Source organism: Nostoc cycadae WK-1, from assembly GCF_002897135.1.
In the GTDB taxonomy this organism is placed as follows: Bacteria; Cyanobacteriota; Cyanobacteriia; order Cyanobacteriales; family Nostocaceae; genus Nostoc_B.
Map to the genome: position 1 here is coordinate 274,869 of NZ_DF978430.1, position 20,160 is coordinate 295,028.

Annotated in this window: 13 protein-coding genes; 8 read left to right on the plus strand and 5 right to left on the minus strand. The window is 40.8% G+C overall.

Translation table 11 applies throughout. The features are described 5' to 3' along the window. Positions 1-384 precede the first annotated feature (384 nt). Positions 385-6,171, plus strand: a complete 5,787-nt coding sequence (locus NCWK1_RS16325) for a trifunctional serine/threonine-protein kinase/ATP-binding protein/sensor histidine kinase (RefSeq protein WP_103125424.1) — start codon at positions 385-387, stop codon at positions 6,169-6,171. Between the two features lie 133 nt (positions 6,172-6,304). Here NCWK1_RS16325 and NCWK1_RS16330 read toward each other — a convergent pair whose 3' ends face one another. The 4 genes from NCWK1_RS16330 to NCWK1_RS16345 all read right to left on the minus strand — a co-directional run bounded on the left by NCWK1_RS16330 (position 6,305) and on the right by NCWK1_RS16345 (position 9,764). After that, the gene (locus NCWK1_RS16330; RefSeq protein WP_103125425.1) at positions 6,305-6,985 is read right to left on the minus strand and encodes a DUF2834 domain-containing protein; all 681 of its coding nucleotides are present in this window, start codon (positions 6,983-6,985) and stop codon (positions 6,305-6,307) included. Positions 6,986-7,006: 21 nt separating this feature from the next. Beyond that, on the minus strand, positions 7,007-7,711 hold the full coding sequence (locus NCWK1_RS16335) for a tetratricopeptide repeat protein (RefSeq protein WP_103125426.1): 705 nt from the start codon (positions 7,709-7,711) through the stop codon (positions 7,007-7,009). A gap of 216 nt (positions 7,712-7,927) precedes the next feature. Continuing rightward, positions 7,928-9,025, minus strand: a complete 1,098-nt coding sequence (gene hrcA / locus NCWK1_RS16340) for a heat-inducible transcriptional repressor HrcA (protein ID WP_103125427.1) — start codon at positions 9,023-9,025, stop codon at positions 7,928-7,930. 379 nt (positions 9,026-9,404) lie between these two features. After that, entirely contained in the window at positions 9,405-9,764 is a 360-nt protein-coding gene (locus tag NCWK1_RS16345; protein ID WP_096577010.1) for a rhodanese-like domain-containing protein, read from the minus strand. Positions 9,765-10,028: 264 nt separating this feature from the next. Here NCWK1_RS16345 and NCWK1_RS16350 point away from each other — a divergent pair, with 264 nt between their 5' ends. The 5 genes from NCWK1_RS16350 (at position 10,029) to NCWK1_RS16370 (ending at position 15,365) form a co-directional block, all read left to right on the plus strand. Next, positions 10,029-11,663, plus strand: a complete 1,635-nt coding sequence (locus NCWK1_RS16350; RefSeq protein WP_103125428.1) for a DUF3352 domain-containing protein — start codon at positions 10,029-10,031, stop codon at positions 11,661-11,663. A gap of 171 nt (positions 11,664-11,834) precedes the next feature. Continuing rightward, positions 11,835-12,326, plus strand: a complete 492-nt coding sequence (locus NCWK1_RS16355; RefSeq protein WP_103125429.1) for a hypothetical protein — start codon at positions 11,835-11,837, stop codon at positions 12,324-12,326. 113 nt (positions 12,327-12,439) lie between these two features. Continuing rightward, a complete protein-coding gene (locus NCWK1_RS16360) occupies positions 12,440-12,961 on the plus strand; it encodes a CIS tube protein (protein ID WP_096577016.1) in 522 nt (173 codons plus the stop codon). A 73-nt stretch (positions 12,962-13,034) separates the two neighbouring features. Further along, positions 13,035-15,002 carry a VgrG-related protein gene (locus NCWK1_RS16365; RefSeq protein WP_103125430.1) on the plus strand — a complete coding sequence of 656 codons (1,968 nt, stop codon included), beginning with the start codon at positions 13,035-13,037 and terminating at the stop codon, positions 15,000-15,002. A 75-nt stretch (positions 15,003-15,077) separates the two neighbouring features. Continuing rightward, positions 15,078-15,365, plus strand: a complete 288-nt coding sequence (locus tag NCWK1_RS16370; protein WP_015114470.1) for a PAAR domain-containing protein — start codon at positions 15,078-15,080, stop codon at positions 15,363-15,365. Here NCWK1_RS16370 and NCWK1_RS16375 read toward each other — a convergent pair. Then, entirely contained in the window at positions 15,278-17,071 is a 1,794-nt protein-coding gene (locus NCWK1_RS16375) for a GAF domain-containing sensor histidine kinase (RefSeq protein ID WP_103125431.1), read from the minus strand. The two genes, NCWK1_RS16370 and NCWK1_RS16375, sit on opposite strands and share 88 nt — an antisense overlap. Before the next feature lie 348 nt (positions 17,072-17,419). Between NCWK1_RS16375 and NCWK1_RS16380 the strand changes: the two genes are divergently transcribed. Together NCWK1_RS16380 and NCWK1_RS16385 are read left to right on the plus strand one after the other, a co-directional pair. Continuing rightward, positions 17,420-17,821, plus strand: a complete 402-nt coding sequence (locus NCWK1_RS16380) for a GPW/gp25 family protein (protein ID WP_096577022.1) — start codon at positions 17,420-17,422, stop codon at positions 17,819-17,821. A gap of 165 nt (positions 17,822-17,986) precedes the next feature. Then, positions 17,987-20,152 (plus strand): putative baseplate assembly protein, encoded by a 2,166-nt coding sequence (locus NCWK1_RS16385; RefSeq protein WP_103125432.1) that lies wholly within the window; start codon positions 17,987-17,989, stop codon positions 20,150-20,152. Positions 20,153-20,160 lie beyond the last annotated feature (8 nt).

Here is a 20,160-nt window from a genome sequence, read left to right on the forward strand (position 1 = left end):
ACCCTTCAAAGATAAAAATTATGAACTCCCTAGAAGCATCTGTAAACAATCCTGAACCACAGCCAAAGGTAATTGTATTAGACGAATTTGCTTCCATTAGTCAATAAGAGTGAAGGTCATCCACAACGCCAAGAGATTTTAGAGGAAATTCAAAAATACCAATCTCAGTTTTTACCGCAGGTTATAAATAAAAAATATTAGTTTTTACTTTTAAAAGAAGCTGTTATACCATTCCACGTAAATTTTGACACAGATTTCAACCCTGAAGGGTAGGGAGTATGCCAATACAGCAAATACCATGCTTGACAATTTGCTTCTATTCTTCACTTATCATTAACGATCTGGGAATACTAAATCCACCAGAAATAGTGAGGATTTAGCTGTATGGTTAGTGCTGTTGCTAGTATTCTTGGATATCGCATCATTGAAGAACTCTACAGTGGTTCTAGAACCCAAGTTTATCGAGCAGTTAGAGAATCCGACTTAGTACCAGTAGCGATTAAATTACTGAAAAATCCTTTTCCTAGCTTCCATGAACTCTTGTCGTTTCGCAATCAGTATACCATTGCTAAAAATCTCAACTCACCATTGATTGTTCAAACCTATAGCCTCGAACCCTTCCAAAATGGCTATGCACTGGTAATGGAAGACTTTGGGGGAATTTCTCTCACCGATTATTTTGCCCAAAATCAAAGTGTCGCGTTTTTAAAAGAGTTTTTAGTGATAGCGATAGCTTTGTGCGATACCTTAGATATACTCTACCGCGATCGCATCATTCATAAAGATATTAAACCCAGTAATATATTAATTAATCCCGAAACCAAACAAGTTAAATTAATTGACTTTAGCATTGCATCTTTACTACCACGAGAAACCCAAACACTAGTCAATCCTAATGTTTTAGAAGGAACACTAGCTTATATATCTCCAGAACAAACAGGGAGAATGAATCGTGGGATTGATTATCGCACAGATTTCTATTCCCTCGGTGTAACTTTTTATGAATTACTTACAGGAGAGTTACCTTTTCAAGTTAGTGACCCAATGGAGTTGGTACATTCTCATTTGGCAAAACTCCCAGAAAAGTTAAGTAATCCCAAAATAGAACTTCCTTCAGTTCTGGGTGAGATTGTCATAAAATTGATGGCAAAAAATGCCGAAGATAGATATCAAAGTGCATTAGGATTAAAGTTTGACTTAGACAATTGTTTACAGCAGCTAGAAGCAACTGGTGAAATTAAATCCTTTGAAATAGCACAGCGTGATGTGTGCGATCGCTTCCTCATCCCCGACAAAATATATGGACGAGAAACTGAAGTAGAAACCCTGCTACAAGCCTTTGATAGAGTAAGTCTTGGCGCAACAGAAATGATGCTCGTTGCTGGGTTTTCCGGAATTGGTAAAACTGCGGTTGTCAACGAAGTGCATAAACCGATTGTTAGGCAACGCGGCTATTTTATCAAAGGCAAATATGACCAATTTGGACGCAATATTCCCTTCAGTGCTTTTGTGCAAGCATTCCGGGATTTAATGGAGCAATTATTAACAGAAAGTGATGTGCAAATTCAGCAATGGAAAACTAAAATATTAGATGCTGTTGGTGAAAATGGGCAGGTAATTATTGAAGTTATTCCCGAACTGTCAAGAATTATTGGCGAACAACCACCAGCAATAGAGTTATCAGGAACATCGGCAGAAAATCGCTTTAATTTATTATTTCAAAAATTTACCCAAGTCTTCACCAGTGTATCACATCCCTTAGTAATATTTTTAGATGATTTGCAATGGGCTGATTCAGCATCGCTGAAGTTAATGCAGCTATTAATGGCTGATACAAGTCATCTTTTCATTATTGGTGCATACCGCGATAACGAAGTCACTCCACGCCATCCATTGATGTTGACTTTGAGTGATATTGCGAAATCACAAGCAAAGATTAATACGATTACTTTAGCACCACTGAGTCAACTGCAAGTAAATAAGTTAGTTGCTGATACACTCAAATGTTCAGAAGATTTAGCATGGCATCTTTCTGTATTGATTTATCAAAAAACTCAAGGAAATCCGTTTTTTGCCACACAGTTTCTTAAAGCATTACATCAAGATGGATTAATTCAATTTGATTTTGAGATAGGCTGTTGGCAATGCAATCTATCAGAAGTGACGGCTCAAGCAGTTACAGATGATGTTGTAACTTTTATGAGTTGGCAACTGCAAAAATTACCGCTATCAACACAAGATGTCTTGCAGTTAGCGGCTTGTATTGGTAACTCTTTTAATTTAGCAACTTTGGCGATTGTTTCGCAGCAATCAGAAATTGAGACGGCTGCGGCTTTATGGAAAGCTTTGCAAGAAGGGTTGATTTTACCAATTGGTGATGTTTATAAGTTTTATGTCGGGCAAGAAAATCAAGCACGTACATCAGAAAATCAACTGATTGTTACATACAAATTCTTACATGACCGAGTGCAGCAAGCAGCTTATTCCCTGATTCCTGATGACCAAAAACAGACGACTCACTACCAAATCGGACAACTGCTGCTACAACAGATTTCCGCACAAGTAAGAGAAGACCGGATTTTTGAAATCGTCAATCAATTAAATTACGGCACGGCTTTAATTAGCGAACAAACTCAACGAAATGAACTAGCACAACTTAATCTGATTGCATCTCGCAAAGCCAAAAATTCCACCGCCTATCAAGCAGCACGTGAATATGTCACAGTGGGATTGTCTTTATTGGGAGAAAATACTTGGCAGCAGCAGTATGAAATGACCCTTGCCTTGCATGAATTAGCGGCAGAAGTAGCACTGCTAAATGGTAATTTTGAGGCGATGGAACAGTTCATTGATACTGTTATTGAACAGGCACATTCTTTATTAGAAAAGGTGAATGTTTACTGCATTAGAATTCAATCTCATATTTTCCAAAGTAAATTAACTTCAGCGATCGCGATCGCCCAACCAGTCTTACAACAGCTTGGTGCTACTTTTCCTGAAACACCGACACCATCAGATTGGCAACAAGAAATCCAAGAGATTGAGCAACTGATTGGAGATAGGCAAATTGCCGATTTGGTTAACTTGCCACAGATGCAAGATGCCGAAAAACTCGCTATTCTCAAGATTGGCAATATCATCAGCCCAGCAGCTTACCTCACTGGCTCACCGTTGTACCCATTGCTGAATACTTTGTCTGTTAAACTCTCGATTCAGTATGGTAACACATCGACTTCTACTTTCGGCTATGCCAACTATGGCAATATTCTCTGCAATTTCTTCCAAATCGTAGATACAGGAACGCAGTTTGGTTCTCTGGCACTCCAGATTATCTCAAAACTCGATGCCAAAGCCACTAAAACAGAGATTTTGATGATTTTGGGGATATTTATTGTACACCGCAAATCTCACATTCAAGAAACATTACCCCTCTTGCAAGAAGGTTACACCAGTGCCTTAGAATTTGGAAACCTGGTACTTGCTGGATATAATGGACACACTTTTTGTCTCAATTCTTTTTGGTGTAATCAACCCCTGGCTACCTTAGAGCAGGATATTTCCGCCTACTGCCATAGTTTGATGCAAATAAATCAATTGACAACCGCAAACTATTGTCGGATTTATTGGCAACCGGTTTTAAATCTGCTTGGTTTGGCAGAGAATACCACATTTTTGTCTGGAAAAGCCCTGGAAGAAACAGAATTTCTCCAGCAGCTACAATCCGTCAATGATGGATATGGATTGTATATTTTCCATTTATATAAATTAATGCTTTGTTTCTTGTTTGGAGAAATTGAGCCAGCGAAAAATCATGCTATTGAAGTCAGGCGCTATTTTATGGCTGGTGCGGGATTAGTCAGCGAACCAGTATTTTATCTTTATGATTCTCTGCTGACTTTGGCACAATTGAATCCAGAGTTAGATGTAACATCAGCAGCATTGCAGAGTGTCACAGAAAACCAAACCAAGTTACAGCAATGGGCGCATCATGCACATATCAATTACCAGCATAAGGTGGATTTGGTAGAGGCAGAAAAATATCGGGTATTAGGCAAGAATTATGAAGCAGAGGAATATTACGATCGCGCTATTTCTCTTGCTAAAGTCAACGGCTACATCCAAGAAGAAGCCTTAGCTAACGAACTGGCAGCTAAATTATACCTGGGCTGGGGTAAAACCAAAGTTGCCGCAGGCTATATGCAAGAAGCTTACTATTGTTACGCCAAATGGGGTGCAAAAGCCAAAGTTGCCGATTTAGAAAAACGCTATCCCCAACTACTTGCCCCCATATTACAGCAAACCCGTTCGACCCTCTCAATTAACGAAACCATCATCCCCTTGGGGACTGTCACCTCCACCAGTGGAGCCACTTCTAACAGCAGTGTCTCAAATACCCTAGATTTAAAAGCGATTCTCAAAGCTTCCCATACGATCTCCAGTGAAATCGAACTGGAAAAATTGCTGGCATCTTTACTGAAAATCGTCATCGAAAATGCGGGGGCTGATAAATGTGTATTAATGCTGTTACGAGACGATCACCTATTAATTAAAGGCTCAATTACTCAGGGAACACAGCCAGTTGTGTTGCAGAGAACTCCTGTTGAAGATAGTCAAGATATTCCCCACAAACTAATTTACAAAGTCAAGCACAGCAATCAAACTGTTGTCCTGGTAAATGCGACAGCAGATCCGCTTTTAGCCAACGATCCGTATATTGTGCGTCAACAGCCTAAAAGTATCTTGTGCAGTCCAATATTGCATCAAGGCAAATTGATGGGCATTTTGTACCTGGAAAATAGTTTAGTTACGGGGGCGTTCACGAGCGATCGAGTGGAACTCCTCAATCTACTTTGCGCTCAAGCCGCAATTTCCCTAGAAAATGCGCGACTTTATGAAAATTCTCAGAACTATGCTCAACAATTGACACAATCTCTCACACAATTGCAGGCTAATGAAATCCGCTTTCAAAATTTAGCAAATAATATTCCGGGTATGGTGTACCAATTCCATCTGGCAGCGGATGGTTCCACCTCTACACCTTACGTTAGTTCTGGCTGTTGGGACTTGTATGAGTTAGATCCAGAGTTGGTGATGGCAGGGATACATAATCTTTCTACAATGCACCATCCTGACGATAATGCAGCAATGATAGAAGCCCTCACCTACTCTGCACAAAATCTCACATCTTTTGAACAAGAATGTCGCCTTGTCCTGCCTTCGGGAAGGGTGAAATGGGTGCAATTTGCTTCAAGGCCAACGCGACAAGCTGATGGGGTAACTGTATGGGATGGGGTAGTGATTGATATTAGCGATCGCAAACAAGCAGAACTTGCCTTGCAACAAGCGCAATTACAAATAATTCAAAGTGAGAAAATGTCTGCTTTGGGTAACTTAGTTGCTGGTGTTGCTCACGAAATGAATAATCCTTTGGGTTTTATTGCTGCCAGTCTTAAACAAGCTAAACCCACCTTTAATGATATTGTGGAACACTTAAAACTCTACCAAGAAACTTGCTCTGACCAAAGTGAAGAAATTCTAGACCATGCCGAAGAAATTGACTTGGAATATAGCTTAGAAGACTTGCCCAAAATGCTTGATTCCATGACTTTGGCGTGTGACAGGCTCAAAAATATCAGCACTAGTTTACGTACTTTCTCTCGTGGCGATAAAGATTACAAAGTGCCGTTTAACATTCATGAAGGCATTGATAGCACTATTCTTATTCTCAAACATCGTCTCAAAGCTAACGAACAACGTCCGGCAATTGAAATCGTGAATCACTACGGTAATTTACCACAAATAGAGTGTTTTCCTGGGCAATTAAACCAGGTATTTATGAATATTCTTGCTAATGCTATTGACGCATTAGAAGAATCGAACCTTGGACGAAATTTTGAAGAAATCAAAGCTCAACCCAACAGAATTAGCATTACAACTTCACTGGAAAATAATCTAGTTAAAATCGCCATTGCTGATAATGGCAAGGGTATGAATGAATCGATTAAACAGAGAATATTTGACAATTTATTTACTACGAAAGCTGTAGAAAAAGGAACGGGATTAGGATTGGCGATCGCCCGTCAAATCGTCGAAGAAACTCACAGCGGAAAATTGAGTTGTAACTCTGTTATCAATGAAGGTACTGAATTTTTAATTGAAATTCCAGTGTAAGCAGCTACACTAACAAAACCTGCCTCCTGTCGCTTAAAAACCTTGATTTTGAGCGACAGAAGGCAGGCGGACTTACAATTCTCAATTTACCTGTTTTTGGGCTTAACCGAAAAGTATTGGGTCGGGGATAGGATTATGAATTAACTATCACTTGTTGCTTTGCTATATCTGTTGCATTATCTTCTGTTAATGCTGGACGTACACACAAATAAATCAAGGGGCCAAGTAAAGGTACTAAACTGATTAACCAAAATAGTTGATTATTTTTCCAGCCTCGACGCGCCATATCATCACCTAATAACACCGGAAATAATATGCACAGTAGGCAAAAATCTAAACTCATCACATGGATAAAGCGGTTAGTTTGCCACTGTTGGATAAAATCTTGCCAGTTGCCACCTTGTACTCCATAAGCAACTAGTATGCTGGCAATTACTGTGAGGATAATACCAGTCACACGCGAATCTAGCAGTTTAATGAAAATATTTTTTTTGCCAACAAACTCTTGATTTGGTTCTCGAAGAAATAAATAAGGCAATAATGCAAACGCACCGACACCAAAAGATGCAGTAGCAAATGGCCAAGCTGGGATTTTTTGACTTCTACCGTCAGTAAATGCTAATGCACTGTAGGCGAGAGGCCAAACCCCCATGAGATTAAATAACGAAATAATTAAAGGATTAATCCCTTGCCATTGTCCAATCGACAGTTTCTTGATTAACTCAAATGTATCTGGTTGATCGGGTGGCGCTAAGAAAAACGCATAAATAATCAACCCAATCCACAGAGAAAACAGAGCTACCTTCCTCAACATAAACTTAAAAATAACTTTATTTTAACGTTTTATGGTTTTTAATAGCTTCTCGGCCTTACTTATAACCTGTTTACGCTTGTAGTGGTAGTAAGAAGATTCTTTAACTTTAACAATAATAGTTTCTAAATAATTACGTGCAGTCTCCACATCACCCTGTCGATAGAGAATCTTAGCCAATGTTATATAAGCTTGTGGATGACTCCAATGTTGGATGTGATTTTCCAAATGTTGTTTAGCTGCTGCAAATTCTTGTAAAGCAAACAGTGTTTCGCCATAAATTAAAGAAGCGTCACCATATTGATAATCTGGGTCTATTTTTAATATAGTTTGTAAATACTGTTGAGCAGAGGCAAGTTCTTGATTTTCAATATCAATAACTGCTGCATTCCAAAGGGTTTGCAGATTATCATCTGTGTTTTTTAAATCTTGTTTAGAGGTTGTTTCTGCTTGATAAAATCTTCCGAAATCGCCAATGTTAACTTTGCTTATACTTCTTGCTTGTGCTGCTGTCCAAAGTTTTTGGTTACTTTTCCAGTAACTCAAATAATTAGGAAGTGGGATATTTCTTCGTGATATCCAGCGCGTGAAAAAGTAAGCGATCGCACCCGGAAAGTTAACCAGAATCAAAATCCACAGCCATAATCGCTGCTTCGGTTCGTTGCGAATACAGTCATAAAGCATGAACAACCAAAATCCGGTCATTAACAATCCCACAATTTTGATCATTGACTGAATCCCCTAGCCGAGCTTAATGTTTAATTCTTCCTCAGAAAATGCGTTTCACTTGAGAAATGAGTTTAACTGCGTTTTTGGGATAATACTCTGTAATTTATGTAAAGTAGAAACGTATGAGGAAGTAAATTCCATTAAAACCTAGATGAAGCTAAATCATCAAGGGTAATTAAATATACAAATTCAGTCAGTGGGATTGCTAAAAATCCGTTAGCTAAAAGCTTCTGAGAGGTAATCGGCGGCGGCGGCTACTACTGCGATCGCACTTTCGTAATCTAGGCGGGTTGGCCCTAAAACTCCCACGCTACCTATAGGTACAGAACCTCGGCGGTAGGTAGAAGAAATTAAACTACAAGTACGTATCGGCTCTAGTGGATTTTCTGCTCCAATTCGCACTGTTACTCTAGATTTACTAGTGTCTTCTATTTCTGCTTCATCACAAATTAATTGCCATAGTTTATCTTGTTCTTCTTCTAACAATTGCATAATCGTTTTGACTTGCTGCAATTGGGAAAATTCTGGTTGACGCAGAACTTCTGCTACACCCCGCACCATAATTTGTGTCGTATTTGGTGCTTGAGTGCGACGACTTAATTCCGCAATCGCACTTTTCAAAAATTCTCCATAACGTTGAAATTCTTGATCTAATTGGCTCCAATCTAGGTTAGCTATTTCTAGTAAACTCCGCCCTCGTAAGTGGCTATTTAAGAAGTTAGAAACAATCTGCAACCCACGATCAATTACTTCAGAATCAAGTTGAGCATCTTCTTTTACAGGCGGCAAATCCATTACTTTAGAATGAGTTTCATAGCCATCTGTGACTAAAATCAGCATAATTCTACCAGCTTCAATTTGCAGCAATTGCAAATGCCTGACTAAGGCTGTTGAAGTTTGTGGCATAGTAATTAAGCTAATACAACCACTCAATGTGGCTAAAATCTGCGCGGCTCCGTGGATCAAGGCTTCTAAACTCCAATCTTCCCATTGCAGCCGTTGTTGGAGTGACAATTCTACTTCTTTAGCTAAAGTTTCTGTTCGTGTAGTGTCTCGTAGAGAAGGTGCAATTAACTGGTCAACATAGATGCGGTAGCCTGAGTCAGAAGGGATTCTTCCGGCTGAGGTGTGTGGTTGATAAAGTAGCCCAGATTTTTCTAATGCACTCATCACATTCCGAATGGTGGCCGAGCTTACACCTAGGTCATACTCTTCAACTAAAACCTTTGATCCAACAGGTTCTGCTGTAGCAATGTAGTGACGTACTGTTGCCCAAAGTATGTGCTGTTGTCGATTTGTCAACTGGACTTCCATAAGGTATTTATGACTGAAAGCAAATTTAAGAAAAATTGGAAAAATTTTTTAGCTAATGCAAAAAAGACTAAATATTAATTAATTAAGATAGCAAAATGTTTATTTCTATTATAGTTACTTATAGCAACATTCTTAGATTGCTAATTCTGAACTAATAAATATTCCTAGCAAAAGTTATTTAACGATTTAAAGTTTTTTAATTGTTAAGTATCTTCCCACAAATTGCTCAAATAAGCTGTATTGTTAGATACTTATTTTTCTCACCCTTTAAGATAAATGTCGTCAGGGTAAATGCTGATTGTGGGAAGTAGTGAGTAGGGTGTAAGGGTTTGAGGGTGCAGGGGTTTAAGGGGAATAACTAATGACTAATGACCATTGACTAATATTGCGGAATTGTTGGGTCTACTAGTTGGGAATAGGCAGCAATACCACCAGAAATATTTTTTACATTGGTAAACCCTTGAGCCACTAACCACTGACACATCTGAGCAGAACGAACGCCATGATGGCAAAGTACCAGAGTTTCAGCTTCTGGATTCAACATTGCGAAGATTTGTTCGTTCCAGTTAGCGAATTCACTCAACGGGAAGTTAACAAAACCTGGAAGACTAGCGATCGCTAATTCTTGGGGTTCACGCACATCTACTAACTGAATATTTGCATCACCAGCAGCTAAACTTTCTGCTAATTCCTCAACACTAATCTGAGTCATGGGTTGACCAAAGGATTTATCTGTCATGAAGTTTTTGTAAACGATCCTATACATTTATGTTGACAGAAAACCTAACCCTTAGCATGAGCATTGATTCTTAATAACGAACTATAGCTACGTGTCATAGATTTCTATTTGAGGCTGTCAATAGTCAAAAGTCCATAGCCTAAAAAAAGCTTGACTATTGACCATTGACTGTTGACAGTTAAACACATTGATTTAGTGTGTTAGTTGCTTAAGTCTTGACTAATTCTGGTTAAATGGCTGTGAAACTGATTATTGAATAGGTTTATGGTGAATCGGCAAAGCTCATTGTTTGGTTTAATCGCGGCTGGTGCGATCGCACTAATATTAATTGCGATCGCAGCTTTTTGGTTCTTTACCAAAAGTCCTGTGAACCTAGTCGCCTCGACTTCCCAACCTGGTGCAGCTATTTTCATATCGAAACTTTCTCCGGTGATGGTATCATTACTCACCAACCCCGACCGTTTGCAAGCCTTAGAACGAGATGGGGAAATTTCTCAAATCAAAACCAGTTTATTAGCCAAGAGTGGCATAGATTATCAAAAAGATATTCAGCCTTGGCTAGGAAACGAAATTACCCTAGCTGTGACGACAACAGATTTAGACCGTGATTCCGCCAACGGACAGCAGCCAGGATATCTCATGGTTTTAGCTACCAATAAACAAGACAAAAGCCGCGAGTTTGTCGAGTTGCTATTTTCTAAACGGGTATTAGCTGGAGCTAACTTAGATACAGAAGAATATCAAGGTGTGAAGGTGCTTTACGATAGCCAATTAGCCGCCGCAGTGGTTGGTGATGGCTTTGTGTTATTTGCCAATGATCCTAGTGTCGTTAAAGATGCAATTAACAACGTCCAAGCACCAGACCTCAATTTAACTAGTTCTCCCCAATATCAAAAAGCTCTCCAGCAATTACCGCCAGCTTCCTTAGCTGTTACTTTCTTAAATTTTCCCATCATTGCTCAATGGCAAGGTTTAAAACTACCAGAACCAACTTATGATAGTGAAATTATTTCACTAGGCTTGAACTCCAAAGGTTTATTAGCAGAAACCAGCTTTTTAACTGCTTCAGAACTTACGCCGCCATCATCGCCCCTAGCAAAACCAGTAGGAGCGTTGAAATATATTCCAGCGTCGGCGGGGTTAGCAATTTCTGGTGCTAATTTAAGCAACTTGGGTGACAGCGATTTAGCCAAATTCTGGACACAGATGAAAACAGCTATTTCTGGTTCAGGAACAGATGTAATTTCTAGATTGGTACAACCATTAACCGAAGTGCAGAAAACCTGGGGAATCAACTTTGCTCAAGATATTTTTAGCTGGGTAACAGGAGAATATGCGATCGCACTTTTACCCCATCCTGGACAAATTATCCCCGATTGGATTTTTGTTGTGGAGAAAACAGAAGGCGTACCAGAAGGGATAGCGAAATTAGATGCGATCGCCGCCTCCAGTGGATTTAGCAGTAGTAATTTAAGTTTAGATCAACAAAAAATCTCGGCTTGGACACAGTTAACAGCTAAACAAACACCAGCCAAAGACCGACCATCATTCACCATTGAAGCTCAAGCTCAAGGGATACACACAACCTTAGATAATTACGAAATTTTTGCCTCCGACTTGGCCACAATGAATGAAGTTCTCACCAATCAAGAAAAATCATTAATTAGCGATCGCAATTTCCAAAATAGTGTTGCAGCAATTCCCCAACCCAACCAAGGATATATCTACATTGATTGGGTAAAAAGTCAAGGAGTTTTAGAAAGACAAATTCCTGTTTTGAAGCTTATAGAAGTATTAGGTAAACCATTTTTTAATAGTTTGCGATCGCTCACAGTCAGTAGTTACGGTAGCGAAACAAACGTACTTAAAGGCGGTGTTTTCTTACAGCTACAAGAGTAAGAAAGAAGTGTGAAGTATGAAGTTAAGAAAGAAGAGGAAGCCAATGACCAATGACCAATCCCTTTTTGTGTCACATCTTAATGTGGCACAGACCAGTCAAATTATTCGGGAATTAATTAATTACAATATGTATATATAACTACATTTAGTTAAGCCTGTTGGAGGGCTACTATGAGAGACCGTCGCCCCCGACTACAGAAACGAATTGGTTGGGTTTTAGCTATATTAGCTACGGTAACTGCGACACCAGCGATCGCAGAAACAGCGAATTTTGGTAAGTTTAGTCTGTTACCGGGGTTTGAAACAGTTCAAGGTAAATTTTCGGGTTATACAGGTGGTTCTTTCTCATTGTCTGCCATTAGTAACCGCGATCGCGATAAAAAAGCTTGTCTAGGCTTTGCAGACCCCAAACCAGATTACACAATGGTGTTAGAAAAAGACTTTGACCAACTAACAATATTGGTTAATACAGGTAATACTGATACAACTTTACTCATCAAAGGGCCAAACGATGACACAATTCGTTGCGGTGATGACACTGGTAGAAGTAAAGATGCTAGTATTAGCGATCGCAACTGGAAAAAAGGTATTTATCAAATTTGGGTCGGTACATTTAACTCTGATGCCAAGCATAAGTATACTTTGACAGTTCAACAAAAATAATCAGGAAATAGGGGCTATTAAGACAAAAGTAAAAAGTAAAAAGGTAGAAGATTAGTGCCTTTTTACTTTTGCCTTTTTATTTTTGACTTTATCAATTCCATCCCTCCCCAACTATGACAACTCGTTTAGTCAAAGCAAAACTCATCGCCACAGAACAAGCTGCGCCAGATATCGAATTCATGTTTAACCCCAGTCAGTTAGACTTCTCGCAGCAAATTAACTTGACCAAAAGCAGTGGTGCGCGTACCGGAAGAGGCTTACCAAAAGTTAGTTTTGCTTACCCAGAACCATGCAGACTCAGTATTAGTAACATCATATTTGATACCTACGAAGATGGTTCTAGCGTTCTCACCCATCTCAAAAAATTTGAAAAAGCAGTTAACTTTGCCGAAGCTGGCGCAGGTAAAGAAAAACGCCCACCAGTGTATATATTTACCTGGGGTGATCAGCAATATTTACGCTGTTTTGTCCAATCTCTCAACTACAGCCTGACTTTATTTCTGCCCGACGGTACACCAGTACGTGCTAAAGTTAACCTCACTCTAGAAGAAGTTGATGAATCAATTTCTCAGCCAGGCATGGGTACATCTAGCAGTGTAAACCGGACTGGTGACAGCAGAAGTAGCCGGAGTTAATTCGACCTTTGGGGAATAGTCTGTAATGCCCCATATTCATTAGGCTAGAGGCAACCTCCTCTTGCCAATGTGTATGCCTGTCCTTTACATACCTGAGCCACTATTGCAAATTGATGGCACTCCTGCTTCTGCTGATTTGCTGAATGATATTTTGCAAATCACAGTAGAAGAAAGTCTACATCTACCAGGAATGTTTACTTTAGTAATTCGCAATGATTACTTTCCAGGATTGACAGCAGAGGAAACGTGGAAACATCAAAAGTTATTTGCTATTGGTAAAAAAATTAAACTCGGTTTTATTTCTAGCACGACGCAAAACGTAGATTTTGAAGATGCAGAGCAAGGTTACGTATTAGAAGGGGAAGTTACAGCCATAGAAACTGAGTTCACCAGTGGTTCTCAAGCTCCTATCGTGATTCGTGGCTATGATATTTCTCATCGCTTGCATCGAGGGCGATATAATCGCTCCTTTCAAAATGTCACCGATAGCGATGTTGTGAATCAAGTTATTAAGGAAGCAGGCATTACAGCAGGTACAGTTACTTCTACCAGTATTGTTCATGATTACGTCTTTCAAGAAAATCAGACCAATATGGAATTTCTGCGGGAAAGAGCAGCCCGTCTCGGCTTTGAGTTGTATGTGCAAGATAGCAAATTAAACTTTCGCCAACCCGCACAAGACCAATCTTTATCGCTCAAATGGTTAGAAGATATCCATAGTTTTCGGGTTCGTGTTAGTAGTGCGGAACAAGTCAGTTCTGTGGAAGTGCGGGGGTGGGACTACACTACAAAGAAGCCTATTATTTCTACAGCCTCTACAGAACAAGTAATTACTAGCACAGATAACGGTAAAGGCAGTTCAACTAGCACAAAATTCAGCATCAGTCCGAAAATGATTGTGGTAGATCAGCCTGTGTTTAGTGCCGCTGAATCCCAGAAAATTGCCCAAGCTTTGTGTAATGAACTAGGCGGTGAATTTGTTGCAGCTGATGCAAAGGGTGAAGGAAATCCCGAAATCAGACCGGGTAAAGTAATTAAGTTGACAGATATGGGCAGTTACAGTGGTAGCTATTACGTTACGGAAACTCGCCATCTGTTCCATGAGCGAAAATTTGTCACAGAGTTTAGTGTCCGTGGTTTGCGTTCTGGAGACTTGTTAGCAACTCTGTCACCCCAAAAACATCTGCAACCAGGACAAACTCTTTTAGTGGGTGTGGTTAGTAATAACAACGACCCGAAAGGTTGGGGTCGTGTGCGGGTGAAGTTTCCGACATTAACTGAAGAACATGAAAGCAATTGGGCAAGAGTTGTGAGTGTAGGTGCAGGTATAGGTCGGGGTTTGGACTGTTTACCAGAAATTAACGACGAAGTTTTAGTAGCCTTTGAACACGGAGATATTCACCGTCCTTATGTGATTGGTGGTGTGTGGAATGGCACAGATGCACCACCAGAAGCAGTGGCGGATACTGTTGTTGGCGGGAAAGTGCGCCTAAGAACTTTTAAAACCCGTGTTGGACATAAACTCCAATTTGTTGAAGAAGACAAAAGCACGACTAAAAAAGGCGCATATCTGCAAACAGTAGATGGTCATAATTTGCGAATGAATGACAGCGAGAAATTTGCCGAGTTAGAAACTACTGGCGGACACAAATTTCGCTGTGATGATAGTAATAAAACTATTAGTTTGACTTCCACAGGTGACATTACAGTTAAATCTGGGACAACCGGGACAGCGAAGAAAATTAGTGTCAACGGTGGAGAAATTGCTTTAACTGCAACGCAAAAAATTACCTTAACTGTAGGGGGTACGAGTATCGAACTCACACCCAGCGGTATTACTATGCGAACTACTGGAACATTGAGTATCCAATCTGGTAGTTCCATCAGTGTGCAAGCTGGAGGTTCTTTGAGTGCTAATGCTGGTGGCGCAATTTCCGCTAATTCTGGTAGTTCGGTCAGCGTCAATGCTGGCGCTGCGGTCAGTATCAACGGTGCAGCTTCCGTCGGCATTTTAGGTGGGGTAATTCGGTTGAATTGTTAATTTGGTCAATAGTCATTTGTTCTTTTCCCCCTTGCCCCCTGCCCCCTACCTCTTCTTCCACTCCCTAAAAAACTTATGTTTCCAGCAGCACGATTAACCGATTTAACTGTCACAGGCGATCCGATTACTGCGCCTGGTGTGCCTAATGTTTTAATTGCAGGTTTACCCGCAGCTTGTGTTGGCGATTTAGTAGCGGGGCCTGTAGTGACTGGCAGTATTGTGATGGGTTCTTTTACCGTCTTGATTGGTGGTAGACCTGCGGCGCGAGTCACATCTCAGGTAGCTGGTGTGAATACTGTAACTGGTGTGCCGTTGACTACGGTTGTGGGTATAGGTGCGCCGACGGTGTTAATTGGTGGTTGAAAGGTAAAAGAACCTTTATTCAGCATTTTTTTTGGTAAATCAGCATTCTTGCGAGCAGTGATGGGTATTTGAATGCAGAAAGTTGTGCCTTGTCCGGGTTCAGAGAAGCATTCTATTTTACCATTATGCTTTTCGATAATTTTGCGACAGATGGGCATTCCTAATCCTGTGCCTTTACCAATGGGTTTTGTAGTGAAGAAAGGTTCAAAAAGGCGATCGCGCACATCTTGGCTCATTCCTGAACCATTATCTTGAATCCGAACGACTATATATGGAGAATTTGTCAATATTTTGCCATTTTCTAATGAGGTACTAATAGTAATAATCCCCTCTTTTTCTTGACCGTCTAAGGCATCGATCGCATTAGCAATAATATTCATAAATACCTGATTTAGTTGGCTGGGATAGCACTCAACTAAAGGCAGTACGTCATAATTTTTAATGACTTCAATTCCTAATTTGCCACAGCTGGTCTTTAAGCGATTGTTCAAAATTAGCAGGGTACTATCAATGCCTTCATGAATATCTGCTACTGTCATCTGTGCTTGTTCTGTGCGTGAAAAGTTGCGTAAAGATACAACAATCTCACGGACACGTTTGATTCCTAAACTCATTGAACCTATCAGTTTCGGCAAATCTTTCGAGAGAAAGTCTAGATCAATTTCTTCGGTGAGGTCGTGAATTGCTGGGATGTATTCGCAATTATCTTGGTAAATATGCACTAAGCGCAATAAATCATCAACATACTGTTGAGCATGGCTAATATTACCGCTGATAAAGTTGACTGGATTATTAATTTCATGGGCAATTCCAGCAACTAATTGCCCCAAACTTGACATTTTTTCACTTTGAATTAACTGTGCTTGTGTTTGTTGTAATTCATGAAGTGTAGTTTGCAGTTGTTGAGCTTGGATTTGAGCAATTTTAGCAGCTTCACAACTTTGCTCATAAAGCAGGGCTTTTTCAATTGCAACGCCTGCTTGCATTGCTAAGATGCTTAATAGTTTTAAGTCTCTATTTGTATAATTAATTGCAGTTTCGCTGCCAATAATAATTGCTCCAACTACCCGTTCTTCGACATTTAATGGGACACAAATCAACGAATTAAATTGTTTGTGTTCCCCAAGAAATCGAGGATAAGATACAATATTGTTAATAATTTCGCCTCTGCCCATTTGAACTATATCACCGATAATTCCTTCGCCTAATTTTATCGGGTGCTGAAGATAGCTATTGGCACCAATTTCAGCCAAAGTCTCAAAAATATTTGTTTTTTTGTTTAACAGTAAAATAGCCCCACCAGTTGAGGGAATTAATTGACCAGCTTCTTGTATGAGCAATCGAGAAACTTGCCGGAGATTAAGACTGGCAGTTACTTGAATTGAAATATCATGGAGTAAGTCAATTTCTTGATATCTTTCTAGTAGTTCATGGGCGAGATTTTTCTTCTCAGACTCTTGCTTGAGTGCATAGATTAGTATTGCCACAACTCCTGCGGCTTGTTGTGAACTATGTACCCGACCAATAAGTTCACCAGAGAACTCTATAGGATAGGCGATCGCTGAAATATCTACTGCTGTACCGAAGAGTATTTGACCTTCTATATCTTCTATTGTGAACTGGCTATCTGTTGCTTTGGCAAAATCATTTAAAAGAGCTAAGACATCCTTTTTAACAATCAGACTGCTTAAATTGCTTTTAATCATCGGCTCTCATCCTGATTTTATTGCTGATTTTGCTAAAGCATCAGTTTTTTATACCTAATTGATGGTCATTTGTCACTAATTGTTAGTAAATCCATCATCAGATAATTACCATATTGTTAGGTATCAGCTTTAATTTTTGAAAATTAAAATTTTAAATAATATGCGATGCAACTCGATTATAAATGAATAATTTCAGACAATTCACCGTAGATTCATTGATTTTTGTAGATTAAGTAAATATACATAGGTTGAATTTTCCTGCTTAAGTTAACTCGACTTTTGGCGAATGGTTTTTGTTTTGTTGATCAGCATAAAGTAGCGTAGACGGCTCATCACTGTTTACCTACCATGCCAGAACTCAATCAAAATCAACACCTGGGTGCAGGCTGGTCGTTTCCGTTACGGGTGAATGTCCAAGGAGGTCTGCAACTTAGTAAGGCCGATCGCAATATTGAAGAGTCGATGATGCTGATTTTGCGTACCGAGTTGGGTGAACGTGTCTATCGTCCTAACTTTGGTTCGCGGTTGTCGGAGTTGACTTTTGCACCGATGAACACTCAAACTTTATTACTTTTGCGTCTACACGTCCAAGAAGCTTTGGAAATGTGGGAACCACGCATTGTTTTAGATGCGGTGCGTGCTGACCCTGATCCGCTGCGAGGTCGTGTAGATATTGTTATTGAATATCATCCTAAAGATAGCCATGATTCGCGGAGTTTAGTATTTCCGTTTTATTTGAATGGGCAGTAGTCATTTGTCATTGGTCATTGGTCATTTGTGTGTTTTATATGTCAATGAAGATCCCCCTAAATCCCCCTTCAAAAGGGGGACTTGAAGAAAAATCCCCCCCTTTTTAAGGGGGGCTAGGGGGGATCAAAACTTTAACTAATATTACTCAACACTTTTATTAATATTGTGGAATTTGATTTTTTACCAAAGTTACCCAAGTCTAATCTAGACGATCGCAGTTTTAAAGATTTAGTTGATGAGTGTATTCTGCGAATTCCCCGCTATTGTCCAGAATGGACGAATTATAACCCCAGTGACCCAGGTATCACGTTAATTGAGCTATTTGCTTGGTTAACTGACCAAATGTTGCTGCGGTTCAATGAAGTACCAAAGCGCAATTACATTACTTTTTTAGAGTTATTGGGTGTGAGGTTGCAAGCACCTGCGCCTGCGGTGGCGGATATTACTTTTTATCTCAGTGCGGCTTTACCTGACACTTACACGATTCCGCCTGGGGTGGAGGTGGCGACAATTCGCACGGAAACAGAAGAGGCGATCGCATTCACTACGGATCGTCCTTTAATTATTGATAAACCGCAAATTCGCCACTTTCTCACCTGTCCCACTGCTGATCAAAAACCAGAAATTTTGCGCGATCGCTTTACTAATTTATGGACGATGCGCTCTGATGGTGAGTGGTATGGTAGAGAGTTGGCACTGTTTGAAGAACAACCCCAACCAGGAAACAGTTTTTATTTAGTGATTGATGGGGAATCCCAGTGCGAAGGGAATGTTCTCGCACTGCAATTAAAAGGAGAAGCCGCCACCGCCACGGGGATTAACCCTGACATTCCGCCGCGCCGTTGGGAAGCTTGGAATGGTGTGGAATGGGAAGCGGTACTACTGCAAGAATCGGACGACAGCACTAAGGGTTTTAGTTTTAGCGAATTGCAGTCCCAAGGGATTAATCCCCTACAAGGTGCAGATATCGTCCTGCATTTACCGCAGTCCTGGCCTGTGACGACTTTCACCGCCTATCAAGGACGCTGGCTGCGTTGCGTTTATACCGCACCCCAACCCAATCAACCAGGATATAGCAGTGCGCCACGCATGATTGGTTTGGCTGTTAGATCCATTGGCGGGACTGTGGGTGCGAGTCAAAGTGAATTGATTCGCAATGAAATTTTAGGGGAAAGCGACGGTACGCCGGGACAGACTTTTCAGTTACAGGGTGTTCCGGTGTTGAACCGTCGGGAAGATGAATATTTGATCATTTCGCCGCCTGGGGGAATCCCTCAACGGTGGTATGAAGTCAGCGATTTTGCTAATTCTCTCCCCCAAGATTTGCACTACACCATCGATTCGCGCACCGGGACGGTACAGTTTGGCCCGGTGATTCGAGAACCAGCCCAACTCCAGCAACAGACGGAATTTAGGCGAGGGGTGGGGAATTTTGCCAACATTCAGGAACTAGAAAGGCAATATGGTGCTGTTCCGCCGCGTGGGTCGGTAATTCGCATGGTTGCATACCGCACTGGTGGAGGACGTAAGGGTAATGTGCAACGGGGGACGATTACGGTAGCGAAAAATGCGGTTCCTTATGTGGCGAGGTTGATTAACCATACACCAGCGCGTAACGGTTCTGATGCAGAATCTTTGGAAGATGCGGTAATTCGGGTTCCGGCGATGCTGCGAACTCGCGATCGCGCGGTGACTCCTGAAGATTTTGAAGTGCTGACGCTACAGGCTGGCGGTGGTGCGGTGACGCGGGTGCGGTGCTTACCACCGACAACTACGCAAGAAGCTGGAACTATCAAATTATTGGTTGTTCCGGCGGCGAATACAGATTCAATTCATCGTGGTGAAGGTATCGAACCGGAATTATTCAACCTCAGCCCGCAATTGCGTGACCAAATTATTGCTTATTTAGATGAACGGAGATTACTAGGAATACAGGTCAAATTGCAAGCCCCGGAATATGTGGGCGTAGCTGTGCAAACAGAAGTTGCGCTGGAAGCAGAATACAACCATCCCGCCGCCCAGCAAGAAATTCTCAGTAAGTTACGGGTGGCGTTGTATCGGTTTTTGAATCCGATTACGGGGGGACAAGATGGGAGAGGCTGGCCGTTTGGTAGACCTGTTTACCCTTCGGATATTGTCAATTTGTTTCAGCAATTTCCAGCGGTGCGGTATTTGGGGGTAGTGCAGCTGTTTGAACTGCGCTATGTGGGTTCAACTTGGGTGCGATCGCTTCCTCAAAACCCAGTGATTGATCCGGGTGCGTTGGGTTTGATTTGTTCTTGGCAAAATACGCGGTTGCGTTCTGGTCATGTGGTCAATTTAATTCAGTAAGTAAGTGC

Coding starts and splice junctions, on each gene's coding strand:
- NCWK1_RS16325 (WP_103125424.1), top strand. CDS start 385: ATGGTTAGTGCTGTTGCTAGTATTCTTGGATATCGCATCATTGAAGAA.
- NCWK1_RS16330 (WP_103125425.1), bottom strand. CDS start 6,985: ATGTTGAGGAAGGTAGCTCTGTTTTCTCTGTGGATTGGGTTGATTATT.
- NCWK1_RS16335 (WP_103125426.1), bottom strand. CDS start 7,711: ATGATCAAAATTGTGGGATTGTTAATGACCGGATTTTGGTTGTTCATG.
- hrcA (WP_103125427.1), bottom strand. CDS start 9,025: ATGGAAGTCCAGTTGACAAATCGACAACAGCACATACTTTGGGCAACA.
- NCWK1_RS16345 (WP_096577010.1), bottom strand. CDS start 9,764: ATGACAGATAAATCCTTTGGTCAACCCATGACTCAGATTAGTGTTGAG.
- NCWK1_RS16350 (WP_103125428.1), top strand. CDS start 10,029: ATGGTGAATCGGCAAAGCTCATTGTTTGGTTTAATCGCGGCTGGTGCG.
- NCWK1_RS16355 (WP_103125429.1), top strand. CDS start 11,835: ATGAGAGACCGTCGCCCCCGACTACAGAAACGAATTGGTTGGGTTTTA.
- NCWK1_RS16360 (WP_096577016.1), top strand. CDS start 12,440: ATGACAACTCGTTTAGTCAAAGCAAAACTCATCGCCACAGAACAAGCT.
- NCWK1_RS16365 (WP_103125430.1), top strand. CDS start 13,035: ATGCCTGTCCTTTACATACCTGAGCCACTATTGCAAATTGATGGCACT.
- NCWK1_RS16370 (WP_015114470.1), top strand. CDS start 15,078: ATGTTTCCAGCAGCACGATTAACCGATTTAACTGTCACAGGCGATCCG.
- NCWK1_RS16375 (WP_103125431.1), bottom strand. CDS start 17,071: ATGATTAAAAGCAATTTAAGCAGTCTGATTGTTAAAAAGGATGTCTTA.
- NCWK1_RS16380 (WP_096577022.1), top strand. CDS start 17,420: ATGCCAGAACTCAATCAAAATCAACACCTGGGTGCAGGCTGGTCGTTT.